The sequence below is a fragment of the Actinoplanes sp. NPDC051346 genome, assembly GCF_040682215.1.
Lineage (GTDB): Bacteria > Actinomycetota > Actinomycetes > Mycobacteriales > Micromonosporaceae > Actinoplanes.
On sequence record NZ_JBFBAJ010000014.1, the window covers coordinates 74701 to 91077 of the forward strand.

The 16377-nt window shown below is 73.6% G+C and carries 14 protein-coding genes; 6 read left to right on the forward strand and 8 right to left on the reverse strand.

Annotation, left to right across the window (positions count from 1 at the left end):
* Positions 1–232: 232 nt before the first annotated feature.
* Together AB0M36_RS29945 and AB0M36_RS29950 are read left to right on the forward strand one after the other, a co-directional pair.
* Entirely contained in the window at positions 233–811 is a 579-nt protein-coding gene (locus tag AB0M36_RS29945; RefSeq protein ID WP_364164112.1) for a DsbA family protein, read from the forward strand.
* Positions 812–855: 44 nt separating this feature from the next.
* Positions 856–1125, forward strand: coding sequence for a hypothetical protein (locus tag AB0M36_RS29950; RefSeq protein WP_364164115.1), 270 nt, complete (start codon positions 856–858; stop codon positions 1123–1125).
* Between the two features lie 151 nt (positions 1126–1276).
* Here AB0M36_RS29950 and AB0M36_RS29955 read toward each other — a convergent pair whose 3' ends face one another.
* From AB0M36_RS29955 to AB0M36_RS29965, 3 genes are all read right to left on the reverse strand, one after another.
* Positions 1277–4516 (reverse strand): hypothetical protein, encoded by a 3240-nt coding sequence (locus tag AB0M36_RS29955; protein WP_364164118.1) that lies wholly within the window; start codon positions 4514–4516, stop codon positions 1277–1279.
* 109 nt (positions 4517–4625) lie between these two features.
* The gene (locus tag AB0M36_RS29960) at positions 4626–5507 is read right to left on the reverse strand and encodes a hypothetical protein (protein WP_364164121.1); all 882 of its coding nucleotides are present in this window, start codon (positions 5505–5507) and stop codon (positions 4626–4628) included.
* Positions 5504–6547 (reverse strand): SPFH domain-containing protein, encoded by a 1044-nt coding sequence (locus AB0M36_RS29965; protein WP_364164123.1) that lies wholly within the window; start codon positions 6545–6547, stop codon positions 5504–5506. The genes AB0M36_RS29960 and AB0M36_RS29965 overlap by 4 nt, the downstream gene beginning before the upstream one ends.
* Positions 6548–6591: 44 nt before the next feature.
* On the opposite strand from AB0M36_RS29965, the gene AB0M36_RS29970 reads away from it, so the two are divergent.
* Positions 6592–7263 (forward strand): NUDIX domain-containing protein, encoded by a 672-nt coding sequence (locus tag AB0M36_RS29970; protein ID WP_364164126.1) that lies wholly within the window; start codon positions 6592–6594, stop codon positions 7261–7263.
* On the opposite strand, the gene AB0M36_RS29975 is transcribed toward AB0M36_RS29970, so the two are convergent.
* From AB0M36_RS29975 to AB0M36_RS29985, 3 genes are all read right to left on the reverse strand, one after another.
* Positions 7260–9887, reverse strand: a complete 2628-nt coding sequence (locus AB0M36_RS29975; protein WP_364164129.1) for a glucosidase — start codon at positions 9885–9887, stop codon at positions 7260–7262. The genes AB0M36_RS29970 and AB0M36_RS29975 overlap by 4 nt on opposite strands.
* A gap of 89 nt (positions 9888–9976) precedes the next feature.
* Complete coding sequence (locus AB0M36_RS29980) at positions 9977–10798, reverse strand: metal-dependent hydrolase (protein ID WP_364164132.1); 822 nt, start codon at positions 10796–10798, stop codon at positions 9977–9979.
* Between the two features lie 92 nt (positions 10799–10890).
* The gene (locus AB0M36_RS29985) at positions 10891–11337 is read right to left on the reverse strand and encodes a DUF1707 domain-containing protein (protein WP_364164135.1); all 447 of its coding nucleotides are present in this window, start codon (positions 11335–11337) and stop codon (positions 10891–10893) included.
* Between the two features lie 228 nt (positions 11338–11565).
* Between AB0M36_RS29985 and AB0M36_RS29990 the strand changes: the two genes are divergently transcribed.
* Both AB0M36_RS29990 and AB0M36_RS29995 read left to right on the forward strand, forming a co-directional pair.
* Positions 11566–12801: a sensor histidine kinase gene (locus tag AB0M36_RS29990; RefSeq protein WP_364164138.1), complete on the forward strand. Its 1236-nt coding sequence runs from the start codon at positions 11566–11568 to the stop codon at positions 12799–12801.
* Entirely contained in the window at positions 12798–13478 is a 681-nt protein-coding gene (locus AB0M36_RS29995) for a response regulator transcription factor (RefSeq protein ID WP_364164141.1), read from the forward strand. Before AB0M36_RS29990 ends, AB0M36_RS29995 begins: the two co-directional genes overlap by 4 nt.
* Positions 13479–13481: 3 nt before the next feature.
* Here AB0M36_RS29995 and AB0M36_RS30000 read toward each other — a convergent pair whose 3' ends face one another.
* Both AB0M36_RS30000 and AB0M36_RS30005 read right to left on the reverse strand, forming a co-directional pair.
* On the reverse strand, positions 13482–13964 hold the full coding sequence (locus AB0M36_RS30000; protein WP_364164144.1) for an NUDIX domain-containing protein: 483 nt from the start codon (positions 13962–13964) through the stop codon (positions 13482–13484).
* Positions 13965–13974: 10 nt separating this feature from the next.
* Positions 13975–15897 (reverse strand): amylo-alpha-1,6-glucosidase, encoded by a 1923-nt coding sequence (locus AB0M36_RS30005; RefSeq protein ID WP_364164507.1) that lies wholly within the window; start codon positions 15895–15897, stop codon positions 13975–13977.
* Between the two features lie 195 nt (positions 15898–16092).
* Here AB0M36_RS30005 and AB0M36_RS30010 point away from each other — a divergent pair.
* On the forward strand, positions 16093–16377 hold a 285-nt coding region (locus AB0M36_RS30010), incomplete at its 3' end, for a hypothetical protein (protein ID WP_364164147.1).

The following is a 16377-nucleotide window of genomic DNA, read 5'->3' on the forward strand; positions in this document are numbered from 1 at the left end:
GGACCGCACTGACAGCCGCTGGGCGGCGGGGACCGCACTGACAGCCGCTGGGCGGCGGGGACCGCACTGACAGCCGCTGGGCGGCGGGGACCGCACTGACAGCCGCTGGGCGGCGGGGACCGCACGGTCCCCGCCGCCCGACGCGCATCGGCTCCCGTGCTGGCTCCATCTAGGACGATCCGATCGCCTTCGGGGCGGACGCGCGCACGAAATACCCCTAGGATCGGTGGGCATGGAGGTCACCTACTTCTTCGATCCGGCCTGTCCGTTCACCTGGCGCACGTCGCGGTGGCTGGTCGCCGTGGCGCCCGAGCGCGATCTGACGCTGCGATGGCGTGCCTTCAGCCTGTCCATCCTCAACGGTGGCGACATCCCGGAGCAGTACCGGGCGATGGCGGCCGCGTCGAACAAGGCGCTGCGGCTGGTCGAGGCGCTGCGGGCCGATCACCGTAACGATGACGTCGCCACGTTCTACACCGAGATCGGCACGCGGACCTTCGAGGCGGGCGCGCCGCTGAGCGACGACATCGTGGTGCAGGCGGCCAAGGCCGCCGGGGTCGCCGACCCCGGGGCCGTACTGGAAGACGCGTCCTGGGACGAGGCCGTCCGCGAGTCGCACGAGCTGGCGTTCGGCTCGGCGGGCCCGGACATCGGCTCGCCGGTGCTGCTGATCGAGGGCGCGGCACGCGGCGTGCACGGCCCGGTCATCGGGGACGTGCCCGGGCGGGAGGAAGCGCTGTCTATCTGGGACGCGGTGGTGCCGCTGGTGCGCAGCGACACCTTTTTCACCCTCAAGCGTGGCCGTTCCTGATCTGACCGTTTGACGGTGCGGTGTCGGTGGGTATGGGGCCCACCATGGTCGAGCCGCACGTCACTCTGGACCCGAACAGCCTCAGCCCGGTCGAGGAGAAGCTCCGCGGGCCGCTGGAGGCTCAGCTCTCCTCCGCCCTGCGGGCCGCTACCGACCGGGTCTGCGACGAGTACGCCGGGGAGCCGGTCGACGAGGTCGCCACGGAGCTGCTCGACGAGACCAAGGCCGGGCTGCACCAGGACATCGCCGACGGATTCGTGCCCGACCAGCGCGAGCTGCGCAGGGTCGCGGAGGCAATCGTCCGCGACGCCTGACCGGGCCCGGCCCGCCGCGCACGCCGCACAAATACCGCCGCGCCCAGTCAGCCGCGCCGACCGCACCCGCCCCACACCCCGTCAGCCGCGCCGACCGCACCCGCCCCACGGCGCGCAGAGGCCGCCGCGCCCCGGCCCCGGCCCCGGCCGGCTATCCCATCCGGCCGACTGCGGCGCGGACGCGGGCCATGTCGCGGCGGCGCCGTTCCAGCGTCGTGGCCAGACCCACCAGCAGCAGGCCGGCCGCGGCGAGCGGGATCCAGCGCGGCAACAGATCCCACACCAGGGCGATCTCGTGCAGCGACACCAGCACCAGCACCGCCCCTCCGGCCACCACCGGCGCCTGCAACCGTGCTCGCGCGCCGGCGAGGACGACCGCCAGGGCCGCCAGTCCGAGCAGGAGCCGGCGGAGCGGCTGCCCGTCGCCGATCAGCACCGTGGCCAGGGTGGGCAGGAGCGCGGCGGCCAGCGCCGGGCCGTAGGCCACCCAGCTCGACACCGGGGCGCGGCGGCGGGTCAGCCAGCCGGCGAGCAGCGCCACCCCGGCCGCCGGGACGGTGTACGCCTCGACGACGGCAACCTCCCCCGCGGCGAGCAGCAGCCACCAGCCGCACAGCTCCGCCGAGGCCGCCGCCACGACGTGTGCCCGCCGGCCGCCCGCCTCCCGGACCAGCGCGCGGAGGCCGAGCGCCACACCCCACAGGGTGCACACGGCGGCCGCGTACCGGATCGAGCCGGCGGTGAGGATGAGGGCCACCCCGGCCCCGCCGTGCGCCGCGGCCTGGACCACGCGGCCCTCCACCGCGCGGCGCAGGACGAGCACGCCCACGGCCAGCAGCACAGCCGCCGCGGCCAGCACGAGAAGGGCCGTGCGCTCCAGCGGCAGCCCCACCGCCCGCCCCGCGGTGTACGCCAGCGCGATCGCGGACCCGGCAGCCCCCGCCAACCCGGCGATCCTGGCCGTCGACGACCGGCCCCCGGCCCCGGCCACCACGCCGGCGACCAGGGTCGCACCGAAGGCGGCCAGCGTCGCCGCGTGCGTGGCCAGCGCTCCCGCCAGGGCGGCGCCGACCAGCACAGCCCCGACCGGGACCAGTGCGAGAGCCCGCCGGGCGGTGCCCCGCAGCGCCGCCGCGACCAATCCCGCGAGGCCCGCGAGCAGTGCGACTGCCGGCACCCCGGGCCACGGCACCCGCAGCGCCGCAGCGCCCAGGACAGCCGCCACCGCAACCACCGGCAGCGCCGCCCAGGGCGCCGCGCGCCAGCCGCGCAGTAGCCCGGCGCCGATCGCGGCCGCCGTGGCGGCGACTGCCGTCGCGGCGACGTCGGCCCATCCGACCGGGCCGCTCCACCGCGTGCCGACGTGGAACCACGGCCCCACGGCGATGGTCAGCAGACTGCCCGCCACGCCGGCGAGGAAGGCGGTGCCCAGCATCGAAGCGGCAACCGTGGCCGGCCACCGCAGGTCGCGGCCGAACGCCGGCAGCGTCGACGCGGTCAGCACCAGCCCGGCGGCAGCGTAGATCGCGGGCGAGTCACCGGAGGCCAGCGCCCACAGCGGCACGGTCACGAGAACGAGCAGCACCGCGGACGACGCCGGCACCCGGTGGAGCCGGTACGCCACGGGGAGCCGGTACGCCACGGCGACCAGCACCACGGCGGCGGCCAGGGCCACCCGGCTCTGCACGACGGGAGACCAGCCGGCTTCCGCGGCGGCCTGCCACAGCGCCGCCGGGAACGCCGGGACGGCGACGGCGAGGCCCGCGCCCCCGATCCACCGTGGGCCCCGCCACGCCGTCAGCACCGCGATGCCGGCCACGGCCACCAGCGTTGCCGCCGCCACGCCCGGCCGTTGCCACGAGGCCACTACCGCGTGCGCCATCAGGAGCGACGCGACGCCGGCCGCCCAGCCCTGGCCCCGGGTCACCAGCACCAGCGCGGCCACCACGACGGCGAGGTCCAGCGGGGAGGCGGTCCACCACGGCAGGTCCAGGCCGGCGGGCAGGGCCAGCGCCAGCATCGCCAGACCGGTCAGCCCGGCCGGAATCCGCGGCAGCAGGGCCGCCGCGCCCGTGGTCAGCACCGCGATCACCACCGGCAGGCGCCAGTCGGCGTCCCCGGTGAGCACCGCGGCCGCCGTGGCCAGAACGGCCGGCAGGGCCGCCAGCGCCAGCATGACGAGGGCACCGACGCGGGGCCCCGGGCGTACCGTCGCGGGAAGCAGGAGCACCGCCAGCGCCGCCGCTGCCACGACCACGGCGACCAGGACGGGAGCCAGGTGGTCGCCCCAGGCGACCGTCGTGAAGCGGCCGCTCGCGACCACTGCCGCAACCACCATCAGGGCGCCGGCGCTCGCCCGCGCCACCGGCCACGAAGTGCCCAGCGCTCCCGCCAGCACCACCAGCGCCGCCACCACGAGCGCCGCACCACCCACCGCAGCCGGCCCGACCGTGCCGGCCACCGCGAGCGCGGTCAGCGCGGCGATCCCGGCGATGCTGACCGCCAGCGCGCCGAAACCGTACGCGGCGATCCCGACGGCGGTCAGCGTGGACCGGCGCAGGTGAATGACGACCAGGTTGCCGAGGGCGACGGCGCTGAAGGTGAACGACCATCCGGCCGCGTCCGGGTGGAACGGCGCGACGAGCAGCGGCAGCACCGGCTGCGCCAGCGTCAGGGCGACGAACCGCGGCCCGATGAGGCCGGTGACGTGCTCGTATCCGGCGGCGACCGCGGCGGTCACGGCGCAGACGGCCCCGGCGTAGCCGAGCGCCGAGTAGTCCGCGATGCCGAACAGGTTGACGTACCAGGCCGCGTACCCGTCGAGCAGGACCAGCAGCAGGCCGACCGCGGCGAAGGTCTCCGCGGTGGCGGTCAGCCGCCGGCGCAGCGCGAACAGCGGGGCGGCGAGGGCGACGACCGTGAAGACGGCGAGCAGCCCGGCCCGGCCCTTCAGTCCGAACTGGGACCAGGCCACGGCGGTGAACACGATCGCGGCGACCGCGAGCAGCAGGCCGCCGAGCGAGAACAACGTGTTCTGCACCAGCCGGGTGGACGCCTCGGTCATCAGCCGGGCCGAGGCCTCGGCGGTCGCCGTGGTCACCGGCGCGGTCATCGCGGGCGTGCCGGCCGGCCGGGGCGCCTTCGCGGCGGCGGAGACGGTGGCCCGCACCCGGGCGGCGGCGGCTTCCCTGCCGGTCCAGGCCCGGCGCAGAGCCGCGTCGGCGACCGACACCGCCTCCCGCGCGGCCGTCAGCCGGGAGGTCAGCACCGGAATCTCGGCGTCCAGGCGGACGACCTCGGCGGCGTCGGGGTCCGGGCCGCGGCCACAGGCGGGGCAGCCGGTGGCCAGGGAGGCTTCGGTACGGCAGAACGGGCACGGGTACGCGGTCACCCGATGATCCTCGCGGCCCGGGCGGCTCCGCTCCTGAGTCGGCGTACTCAGGGGTACTAGGTGCTCGCGACGGGGTACCTAGGAGGCGTCTCTCGGATGCCGCTGGAGGTCAGACGAGACGCAACCGCCGATCAGCGATCGTGATCGTCACCCGCTGACCCCAGGAAAGCTCCAGCGCGTCGGACTCCAGGCCGTCGGCGAAGGCCACGAGGCGTTCACTCTCGCTTGTCAGCTCCAGTTCCTGGCCCGCGGTCAGCAGCCCGCTCACCTGCTCCACGCCGGTGGCGGGAGAGGGCCAGGCTTCCCGGACGAACCAGCACAGCGCCAGGTCGGCCGGGCCGGGCAGCGATGGCGCCGACACCCGGTCCCGCGCGATCGACGCGCACCAGCCGGTCGCACCGGTGCCGGTGCCGGCGATCAGGCCTGACGACGACTGGCGCTCGCGGACGCCCTCCGGAGTGGTGATCACGTACCGCGTGGACTGATGGCCGGCGTGCCCGATGTAGATCTCGTTGAGGCCGAAGAGCTCCTGCCCGTCGTCGAGCCGGGCGACCACCATCGTGCGCTCCAGCGCCCGGATCCGGCTCCGGAGCAGGTCGCCTACCGCTGAGGCCGGGTGCCGCACGAGCACGCCGGGGTTGCGGCCCGGCTCCGGGTTGACGCCGATCACGGGTTGGCCGCAGAGATACTTCGCGACGTTCGCGACCAGGCCGTCCTGACCGACGGCGATCACCAGGTCCTCCGGCGCGAAGAGGAAGCGGGGCAGATCCGTACGCTCGACATGACCGCGACGCCAATCGGCCGGGACCGCCGCGCCCACCTCGGTCAGCGCCCGCCGCAGCGCCTCATGCCGGGCGGTGACCTCGTCGAGATCGCGTCCGCGCTGCTTGAGGAAGTACGCGGCGGCGCCGCGGGTGCCGTGCCGGGCGAGCAGCTCGTCGAGCTCGCTGCGCCGCGACACGACCACCACGCGGGGGCTCAGGGCGCTCATGAGCCGATCCGGCCGATCAGCTTGGTCAGCAGATCCGGCGTGACGGTCAGCTCGCCGATCGCCGGGATGTGCTGCGCCAGCTCCTTGAGCGCCAGCGACCGCAGCACCTCGGGCGGCAGGTCGCGGTACGCCGCGAGCCGGGCCGCCTCGGCCTCCGCCTCGGCCAGGCCGACGACTCGCGCGCCGGCCGCGCGAGCCTCGTCGCGCAAGCGCTCGGCGTCCGCCTCGGCGGCCGCGTTCAGGCGCGCCCGCTCGGCCTCGCCCTGCGCGGTGACCAGCTGCGACTCGGCGTCCAGTTCGGCGCCGCGGCGGGCGTTGGCGCCGTGCTGTTCGACGAGGTGCTGTTCCTGGCGGGCCAGCTCGATCTTGCTCTGCAGCTCGTTCTCCGCGATCGATCGCTCCTGCTGGACGGCGTGCGCCCGGCGGGCGTAGGTGGCCCGGTCCGCGTCCTGCTGCACCTTTTCCCGTGTCGGGGTCTGCAGCGCGCGCTCCAACTCCGGCTCCGGCCGCAGCGCGACGACCCGGGCGCTGACCACGGTCACTCCGGTCTCGGCGAGCCGCGGGTCAGCGGCGAGCGCGTCCACGACCGACTGACGGACTGGGGCGATTCCGGTGGTCAGCGCCTCGGCCAGCGGGAGCCGGGCGAGCAGGTCGAGCGCGGGCTGCTGGGCCAGCTCGGCGAGCAGGGTGGCGACCTGGTCGAGCGGCTGCCCGTTCCACCGTCCCTGGTACGGGTCGATCGAGAAGTCCAGCCGGGACGCGGCCGCGGCCGGGTCGCTGAACCGGTACGTCACCGTGGCCTGCACGGTCACGTCGGCGAAGTCCTCGGTGCGGGCGTGGAACAGCAGCGGCAGCTCGCGGTCGTCGACCGGCACCTCGGACAGCACCGCGGTGAGCGGCCGGTACCAGAACGCGAGGCCGGTTCCGGATCGCTTCGCCTTGCCCCGGACGGTCCAGCTGACCCAGCTGGTCGGGGCGGAGCGCAGGTGGCGCAGGTGGAAACGGCGCTTGATGTCGGCCATCGGGAGGTCCCTTCTCATTTTCGTCATGATGACGATAAAGCCTGGTGGTTATTATCGTCAACATGACGCTAAGCATGGCGGCCGTCACAGTTGATCTCGTGCTGCTGACCATCCGGCAGCGCGCGCTGCACGTGCTGCTCATCCGGCGCGGCATCGAGCCGTTCCGCGGGCGGTGGGCGCTGCCCGGCGGCTTCGTCCACGACGACGAGGACCTGGACGCGGCGGCCGCGCGTGAGCTGCGCGAGGAGACCGGGGTGGACCCGTCCGCCGGGCACTTCGAGCAGCTGGCGACGTACGGCACGCCCGGGCGCGACCCGCGCGGACGGGTAGTCACGGTGGCATACCTGGCGCTGCTCCCCGACCTGCCGGCCCCGGTCGCCGGCAGCGACGCCGCCGGGGCCGAGTGGCGCCCGTTCGAGGAGGCCACCGGCCTGGCCTTCGACCACGACCGGATCCTGGCCGACGGACTGGAACGGGCACGGGCGAAACTGGAGTACACCCCGCTGGCGGCGGCCTTCTGCCCGGCCGAGTTCACCGTCGCCGACCTGCGCGACGTCTACGAGACGGTGTGGCGCACCCGACTGGACCCACGCAACTTCCACCGCAAGGTCACCTCGGCCCAGGGCTTCATCGAGCCGACCGGCCACAGCGCGAGCCGTGATCGTGGCCGCCCAGCCCAATTGTTCCGCCGCGGCCCAGCGACCCTCCTGCACCCGCCGCTGATGCGGCCCTAGGCCCCTTCGCCGCGGTGCAACGTCAGGATCAGGTCGACGACCAGCGCCGTCCAGCCGGTCTGATGCCACGCGCCCAGCCCGGCGCCGTTGTCGCCGTGGAAGTACTCCGGGAAGACGATCAGGTCCTTCCAGGCCGGGTGGGTCTGGAAGAGTTCGCAGGCGCCGTAGATCGGCCGCCGGCCGTCCGCGTCGGGGACGAACAGCGACACCAGCCGGCGTGAAAGGTCATCGGCGACCCGGCTGAGCGGCATCTTCGTCTGCGCTCCGGTCGGGTACTCCACCTGGAGGTCGTCGCCGAAGAACGCGGCGAACTCCCGCAGGGCCTCGACGAGCAGGAAGTTCACCGGCATCCAGACCGGGCCCCGCCAGTTGGAGTTGCCGCCGAACAGGCCGCTGGTGCTCTCCGCCGGCTCGTAACCCACCGCGAAGTCCGAACCGCCCAGCGACACCGTGAAGGGCTTCTCGAGGTGCGCGCGCGACAGCGTACGCAGCCCGTACGGCGACAGGAACTCCTCCGGGTCCAGCATCCGGGCCAGGATCCGCAGCAGCTGGTCCTGCCCCACCATCGACAGCAGCCGCTGCTGGCGCCCGTCCGGCGACAACCGCCGGGCGCTGATCACGTCGGCGTAGTCGCTCTGGTTGGCCAGCAGCCAGCGCAGCCGGGCGCTGAGCTCCGGCAACCGGTGCAGCGTGCTGGCGCTCAGCCGGGTGGTCGCCGCCAGCGGGAGCAGGCCGACGATCGATCGGGCCTTCAGCGGCATCCGGTGGCCGTCCGGCAGGCGCAGCACGTCGTAGAAGAAGCAGTCCTCGTCGTCCCACAGGCCCTGCCGGTACGCCGCCTCCGCGATGTAGGCGAAATGTTCGAAGAACTTCGTCGCCATGTCCTCGTACGCGTGGTCGTGCAGCGCGAGGTGGACCGACATGTCCAGCAGGTTGAGGGCGTACATCGCCATCCAGCCGGTGCCGTCGGACTGCTCGAGGACGCCGGCGACCGGCAGGGCCGCCGAGCGGTCGAACGGGCCGACGTTGTCGAGGCCGAGGAAGCCGCCCTCGAACACGTTCATGCCGCCGACGTCCTTGCGGTTGACCCACCAGGTGAAGTTCAGCAGCAGCTTGTGCATGACCCGGGCCAGGAAGTCGTGGTCGCGCCCGCCGTCGATCTCGAAGATCTTCAGCGCCGCCCACGCGTGCACCGGCGGGTTGACGTCACCGAACGCCCACTCGTACGCGGGGATCTGGCCGTTGGGGTGCATGTACCACTCGCGAAGCAGCAGCAGGATCTGCGCCTTGGCGAAGCCCGGGTCGACGCGGGCGATCGTCACGCAGTGGAACGCCAGATCCCAGGCGGCGTACCAGGGGTACTCCCAGGGATCGGGCATGGAGATCACGTCGAAGCTGTTCATGTGCCACCAGGCGTTGTTGCGCCCGTAGCGCCGACCCGGTGGCGGCGGCGCCGACCCCGGATCGCCGTGCAGCCACTGCTTGACGTCGAAGTGGTAGAACTGCTTGCCCCACATCAGGCCGGCGATGCCCTGCCGGGCGACGGCGGCCTCGTCCGCGGAAGCCGCCGCCGGGATGATGTCGGCGAAGAAGGCGTCCGCCTCGGCCCGGCGGGCGACGACCACCTCGGCGAAACCCGCACCGAGGTCGGGGTCGACCGGCTCGTCCGACTCGGTGAGCCGCAGCCGGATCTCGCGGGTCTCCCCCGCAGCGAGCGTGACCTCGTAGTGCAGCGCGCCCTTGGTGCCGGTGCCGGCGGGGTTGACGGTGGGTGCGCCGGCCACGAGAAAGTCGTTGATGCCGTCCTTGGGGAACATGCTGGTGCCGGGCCGTCCCCACAGCCGCTGCGAGTTCGTCTCGTTGTCGCACATCAGGGCCGGCGGGGCGCCCTCACCCGCGAGCGTCAGGAATCCGAGGTTGTTGTGCAGGCCGGTGAGGCGGCCCGGCGTCCCGGCCAGCGTCGGAATCCGGCGGTTGGGCCGCCCCCACGACCAGGTGTTGCGGAACCACAGGGTCGGCAGCACGTGCAGGGTCGCCTCGTCCGGCCCCCGGTTGGCGACACTGATCACGATGCACAGGTCGCGCGGCGAGGCCTTGGCGTAGTTGACGGTCACCACCCAGAACCGGTCGTCGTCGAAGACGCCGGTGTCGACGAGCTCGTACTCCGGCTCGTCCCGGGAGCGCCGCCCGTTGACCGTGACCAGCTCGTTATAGGGGAAAGCAGCCTGCGGATAGTGGTAGCGCCAGGTCATCCACGAGTGGGTGGGCGTGGAGTCCTGGTACCACCAGTACTCCTTGACGTCCTCGCCGTGGTTGCCGCCGTCGCCGCCGAGCCCGAACATCCGCTCCTTGATGATCGGATCCCGGCCGTTCCAGAGCGCGAGGGCGAAACAGAACGTCTGCCGGTCGTCGCAGACCCCGGCCATGCCGTCGTCGTTCCATCGGTACGCCCGCGAGCGCGCGTGGTCGTGCGGAAAGTAGTCCCAGGCGGTGCCGTGCTCGCTGTAGTCCTCGCGCACGGTGCCCCAGGCGCGCTCGGCCAGGTAGGGACCCCAGGCTCGCCACGGCCGCTCCCCGGAGTCCGCCTGCGCCAAGCGCTCGCGCTCCGCCACGCCGTCGCTCACCCCCACACCCTCGACCGCCGTCTGGCCGCTTCACCCGACACTAACGGACTCCAGCACCTCATTGATCGACTACCGGATTCGCGGGCGCCCTAGCCGCCGGCCCATTTCTCGAGGTCGAGGTTGCGCAGCACGTGCGGTGCGAACATGCCCGCCACCGCCAGCACCGCCACCAGCGTGAACAGCGACCGCAGCACCAGCGTCTCGGTCTTTCCGCCCACCCTGACCGCCATGCCGTTCGGCACCCCGACCATGCGCCACATGCGCCGGCCGATGGGTATGGGCCACAGGATCGGGACGCCGTTCTTGGTGATCATGTCGCCGAGGAGGTGGACCACGCAGCCCACCCCGACGGCCATGCCCAGCATCGGATAGCCGCGGTCGCCCGGCAGGTTCGCCGCCGTGAACCAGGCGATCGCCCCGGATGCCAGCGTGACGATCAGCCAGCCGGCGCGCTCGGCCCATTCGTCGAACAGGCCGCGCAGGGCCAGGCCGGCCATGAGGAAGACGATCGCGACGACCGCCCATTTCCCGTACGAGGCGCAGAGCGTGGTCGTGCCCCAGCCCACGAGGCCGGCGAACGGCAGCGTGTGGGTGAACGTCCGGTGCCCGTTGGTGCGGCGCGGGTCGCGGCTGAGCTTCGTCGCGGTGTAGACGCCCAGCGACACCTTCTCCACGACCTCCGCGACGAACAGCGAGAACACGCCGAACGTGCGGGCCACCGTCGCGCCGCCCTGGTTGCGGGTGACCTTTCCGGACAGGTCCAGGTCGGGCAGCAGGGCGCCGCCGGCGCAGACCGTGGCGCCGACCGCCACGGCGAGCGGGCTCTGGCCGTACCCGGCGAAGTGGTCGAGAGCCCAGCTCCCGGCCAGCCAGACGGACGCACCCGACAGTGCGTGCGACGGACCCATCATGGTTGTGCCCACCCTCCCCGTTAGGGCGACCACTGTCGCATCGAGGGATGGGGTGGGCAACGACCGCCACGTCTACTATGGAGTGGCCAAGATCACCGATGGTGGGGCGCGAGGTGACCGCGGTAGTAGCGGTCGCGGTAGGCCGCGCCGTGCCGGGCGTGCTTCATCAGGCCGATGACCAGGAACGCGAGCGGGAACACCGGCCAGAAGAAGTGCGCGCCGGAGAGCGCCCACACCCCGACGAGCAGCACCGCCAGCAACGCCACGGCGCCGGCGTGCCGGCGGACGTCCCGGCGTGTCGCGGCCCGGGCCTGCGGGGTCTCGGCGAGCGCCCGACGGCCGCCGTCGGGCAGGTCGGCGGTGAGCGGGGCGAGCTCGTCGCGGTAGGTGGCGGCGTACCCGGCACTGAGCCGCTCCTCGCCCTCACTCAGGGTGAGGCGACCCTCGGCCATCGCGGCGCGCAGGATCGTGGCGACCTGCTCGCGCTCGGCGTCGGAGGTGCGGAGCCGTTGCGGGCCGGACCATTCGCTGGGTTGCATGCTGACCCTCCTGGGACCTCGGGTGTTCTGCCATCCAGGGTGGTCGCTCCGGCGCCGGGTGGCGTCGCCCCGGCGGAGCATCGGCGTACGCGGCGAGCGGCGCAGCCGACCGCACCGGCGTACTCCCTCGGGAGTACAAGCCCGGGCCTCGCTACTCCCGGCGTGGCAGCGGGGAAGCCGACCGCACGCCGACGCCGGGCGGGTCGCGGGTGCCGTAGCGTCGACGGCGTGCGAGACCACCGCCGGCACCGGCCTGAATGGCCGTCCCCGACGCCGCGGAACGGCGACCGGTGGCGGGCGTCCCGGGGCCCGCGGCACGGCGGCCGGCACGGAGCGGTCATCGCCGGCCTGTGCTTCCACGTCTTCGGCAACTGGTCGCAGGCCACCGCGCTCGCCCGCCCCGCCGACATCGCCGCCTGCGCACTGCTGCTGGTCGGGCCGCTGGCGCTGAGCCGCCGCGACAAGGCCCCGATCGCCGTCCTGGCCGTGGCGGGCGCCGCCAGCATCGGCTTCGCCACGCTGGTCCCGCCCTCCTGGACCTTCGCGGTCGCCCCGGCCATCGCGCTGTTCACCGCGGTCAAGGCCGGCCGGTTGCGCCCGGCGCTCGCGGTGACGGCCGCCCTCTACGTCGCGTACCTGTGCGTTACCTGGTTCTTCGCCGGACCGCTCGGAGTGGGCGAGACCGCCCGGCCGGGAGCGCGGATCGCCGTGCTGACCGCGCTGGCCCTGGCGTTGACCGTCTTCCTCGGCGGCGCGGCGCGGTCCCGGGCCGAGTACCTCGCCGAGCTGGCCAAGGTCCACGCCGAACGGGCGCGCGCCCGCGAGGAACAGGAGCGCCGGCAGGCGTCCGACGAGCGGCTGCGGATCGCCCGCGAACTGCACGACGTCCTCGGCCACCACCTGTCGCTGATCAACGTGCAGGCCGGGGTGGGCCTGCACCTGATGGACAACCGCCCGGAGCAGGCCCGCGAGGCGCTCACCGCGATCAAGACCGCGAGCGCCGAGGCCCTCCGGGAGGTGCGCGCGGTGCTGGGCGTGCTGCGTCCCGAGGAGGAGGCGGCGCCCCGGCAGCCGGCGCTGGGCCTGGACCGCCTCGACGACCTCACCGCCGACGCCGGGCTGCCGGTCACGACCACCACGTCCGGGGACAGGCGGCCGCTGCCCGCCGAGGTCGACCGGGCGGCGTACCGGATCGTGCAGGAGGCCCTGACCAACGTCCGCCGCCACGCCGCCGCGGGCTCCGCCGAGGTCGCGATCGAATACGCCCCCACCGAACTGCGCCTGCGGATCCGCAACGACGGCGCCGCCGTGGGCGAGCCGGACGGGTCGGGTTCCGGGATCGCGGGAATGCGCGCCCGCGCGGCCAGCCTGGGCGGCACGCTGAGCGCGGGCCCGCTGCCGCGGGGCGGCTACCTGGTGACGGCGACCCTGCCCACCGCCGTCTCCACCGAGGGGGAAACGTGATCACGGTGCTGCTCGCCGACGACCAGGCGCTGGTGCGCGCGGGCTTCCGGGCCCTGCTCGACGCCGAACCCGACATCGAGGTGGTCGGCGAGGCCGGCGACGGGCTGGCCGCGGTAAGCCTGGCCACTCGGACCCGCCCCGACGTCGTCCTCATGGACATCCGCATGCCCGGCGTCGACGGCCTCGAGGCGACCCGCCGGATCGTCGCGGAACCCACCCTCGCCGCGACCCGGGTGGTCATCCTCACCACCTTCGAACTCGACGAGTACGTCTTCGAGGCGCTGCGCACCGGCGCGTCGGGCTTCCTCGTCAAGGACACCGAGCCGGTGGACCTGCTACGCGGCATCCGGGCGGTGGCGGCCGGCGACGCCCTGCTGTCGCCCAGCGTCACCCGGCGGGTCATCGGCGAGTTCGCCACCGGGCGCGGCCGGGCCGCCACGCCGCCCGAGGACACCGACCGCCGGCTGGACCAGCTCACCGACCGGGAACGCGAGGTGATGGTGCTGGTCGGCGAGGGGCTGTCCAACGACGAGATCGCCGGACGGCTGCTGATCAGCCCGGCGACGGCGAAGACCCACGTCAGCCGCGCGATGGTCAAGCTCGGTGCCCGCGACCGGGCACAGCTCGTGGTGTTCGCGTACGAGGCCGGCCTGATCCGTCCCGGCTGGCTGGCCTGAGGCCTACGGCGTCTCGCCGGGCTGGGCGAACCAGGCCGGGGCGCCGTCGTCGAGCGCCGTGCGGATCCGCCGATGGGCGAACGGGCTCAGCTCCGGCAGGTTGTCGAGGTCGAACCAGCCGACCGCGATCGACTCCGAGTCGTTGACCCGGGCCTCGCCACCGACCGCCCGGCACCGGAACCACGTGTTGACCATGTGGCAGTGGTCGCCGTTCGGATAGGTGACCTCGTGCAGCGCCACCCCCGCCAGGCGCTCCACCTTCACCTGGACGGCGGTCTCCTCCGCCACCTCGCGGACGATGGCCTCGGCGGGCTGCTCGCCCGGATCCATCATCCCGGCGATGAGCGTCCACCGGCCGTTGTCGCTGCGCTGCCCGAGCAGCACCTCGCCACTGTCGTTGAGCACGACGGCACTGACCGTGGGAAACATGACCAGGTCGTGGCCGACCTTGGCGCGCAGGTTCTTCACATAATCCGATGCAGGCACGCCGGCCACCCTACGGTCCGGCGAGCCGGCGGGCGCGTAGCAACTCCGCGACCGACCACGCCTGGAACGGGCAGCCGGTCGCGCCGTGCGGGGCGTCGGCGTCCGCGGTCTCGGAGACCGAGCCCAGCCCGTACTCGTCGAGGTGGCCGTCGGCGTCGGACAGGGTCTGTTCCGCCGACACGCCGAGCCGGTGCCAGGCCGCCACGTACGGGCCGGTCAGCCACGGCCAGACCGTACCCGTGTGGTAGGCCGAATCCCGCTCGGCGGGCGTCCCCCGGTGCCGCCCGGCGTATCCCGGCGACGCGGGCGCCTGACTGCGCGGGCCCAGCGGCGTCATGAGAGCCGTACCGATCGCCTGCAACGCGGCCGGTTCCGGGCGCAACGGCGCGTACGGCAGCGACCACGCCAGCAGCTGGTTGGGTCGCAGCGTGGCGTCGTCGCCCGCGGGACCGTCGACGACGTCATACAGCAGCCCGTTGCCGGCCTTACCCACTGGGAACCGCCGCGCGAAGGACGCCAGCGCGGCGGGATGCGCCCGCACGGCCGCTCCCGCGTTCGTCCGCGCCTGCCACGCCAGCTTGATCACCATCGCCAGCCCGTTGACCCACAGGGCGTTGACCTCGACGGGCTTGCCGACGCGCGGCGTGACCGGCACCCCGTCGACCCGGGCGTCCATCCAGGTCAGCGCCTCACCGTCGGCGCCCTGGCGCAGCAGCGCGTCGGCCGGGTCGACGCCGATGCCGTACCGCGTGCCGGCCAGGTGCGCGTCGACCACCGACCGCAACGCCGGCAGCAGCTCGGCGGCCAGATCGGTGTCGCCGGTCAGCGCCACATGTCGCCCCACCGCGTGGAGAAACCACAGGGTGCCGTCGACCGTGTTGTACTCCACGCTGCCGGTGTCCGCGGTATTGGCGAGCATGCCCTCCGACAGGGTCGCGGCATAGTGGTGCAGCAGGTCCCGGCCCAGCGACTCGCGGCCGGTCGCGAGGAACAGACCCTCGTAGCTGATCATCGTGTCGCGCGACCACGCGCCGAACCACGGATATCCCGCGACCACGTCCGGCCCGGCCGCCGTCCGCACCACAAAGGCGTCGGCGGCCAGCGCCAGGGTGGCTTGCGCGTCGTCGGCCGGTCCGGCCGCCTCGACAACCGCCCGATGCCGGGTACGGGCCGCGGCGACGACCTCCTCCGCCGGCGGGGGCACAGTGTCCAGGTCGTCCGCCCACGCCGACACCGAGAGGGTGGATCCGTGCTGGCGTAGTTCGGCGTGGAAGCTGCCCGCGTACCAAAGATCCTCGGTGGGGGTCAGCCCGCGCGCCGCCTCCTCGCGGTGCCGCACGCCGCGATGCCACTCCCCCACGCCGCGGAAGTCCGGCCCGGAGATCCGGTACGAGCCATCGACGACACACCCGAGCGCCACCTCGTCAACCACCGGCACGGGTCCCGCGGCGGTGCGCTCGCCGTGGACGTCGCGCCACGTGCACAGGGCCCCCAGGCGCAGGCTGATCGGGCCGCCGGTGAGCAGGCGGTGGACGACGGCGACGCTGCTGCGTCCGTACTCCATCGCGATTTCCCGCTCGAGCACCACGTCGCCGATCCGCCATCGCCACCGCGGCAACCCGTCGACCAGCTCGAATCCGGAGAGAAACTCATATCCACGCGGCGCGATGGCACCGCCGTCCCACTCGTGCGCGGCAAGCCGCACCACCGCGCCGGAGGCGAGTGTGACGACCGGATCGAGCGACACCAGCCCGAGTCGCCGGCGAGCGGGCGCCTTATCGGCGACGACGAGCAGCCCGTGATAGCGCCGCGTCCGCAACCCGTTGACGGTGCCCATCGCATAGCCGCCCCGGCCGTCGGTCACCAGCCATTCCCGCAGGGCGCCCTCGGCGAGGCTCCCGCACACGTGCGGTCCGAACGCGATGCGGCGCATGGTCCCCCGATTCGTTGCCACGCCAGACTCTCTGCCGGAAACGCTATCGGTTGAGGACCGGCCAACCTCTGAGGCTTTCCATAAACACATGGGCGGCGATTCGTCAAGAACCAACCTTTCGGGCTGGAAAGCGCGTCCGGCTGATCCGAGGATTGTGCCGACACGAACACCGTCGACAGGGAGAGAAACAAACTCATGCGATCCTGCCCGCCCACCCCCGGCTCTTTCCGCGCGCGGCTCCGCGCCTCGACGCCGGGCCGCACGACGGTGGCCCGAGGAACGCTGACAGCCGGCATGGCACTGCTGGCCGGCCTGCTCGCCGCGCCATCGCCGGCGTGGGCCGCCGACCCGGTGACCACGCCGGTAAGCCTGTCGAACGACGGGCAGCCGGCCGACAACGCGGCCACGACGCCCGCGATCAGCGCGGACGGCCGCTACGTGGCATTCGCCTCGACCGCCATCAACCTCGTCACCGACGAC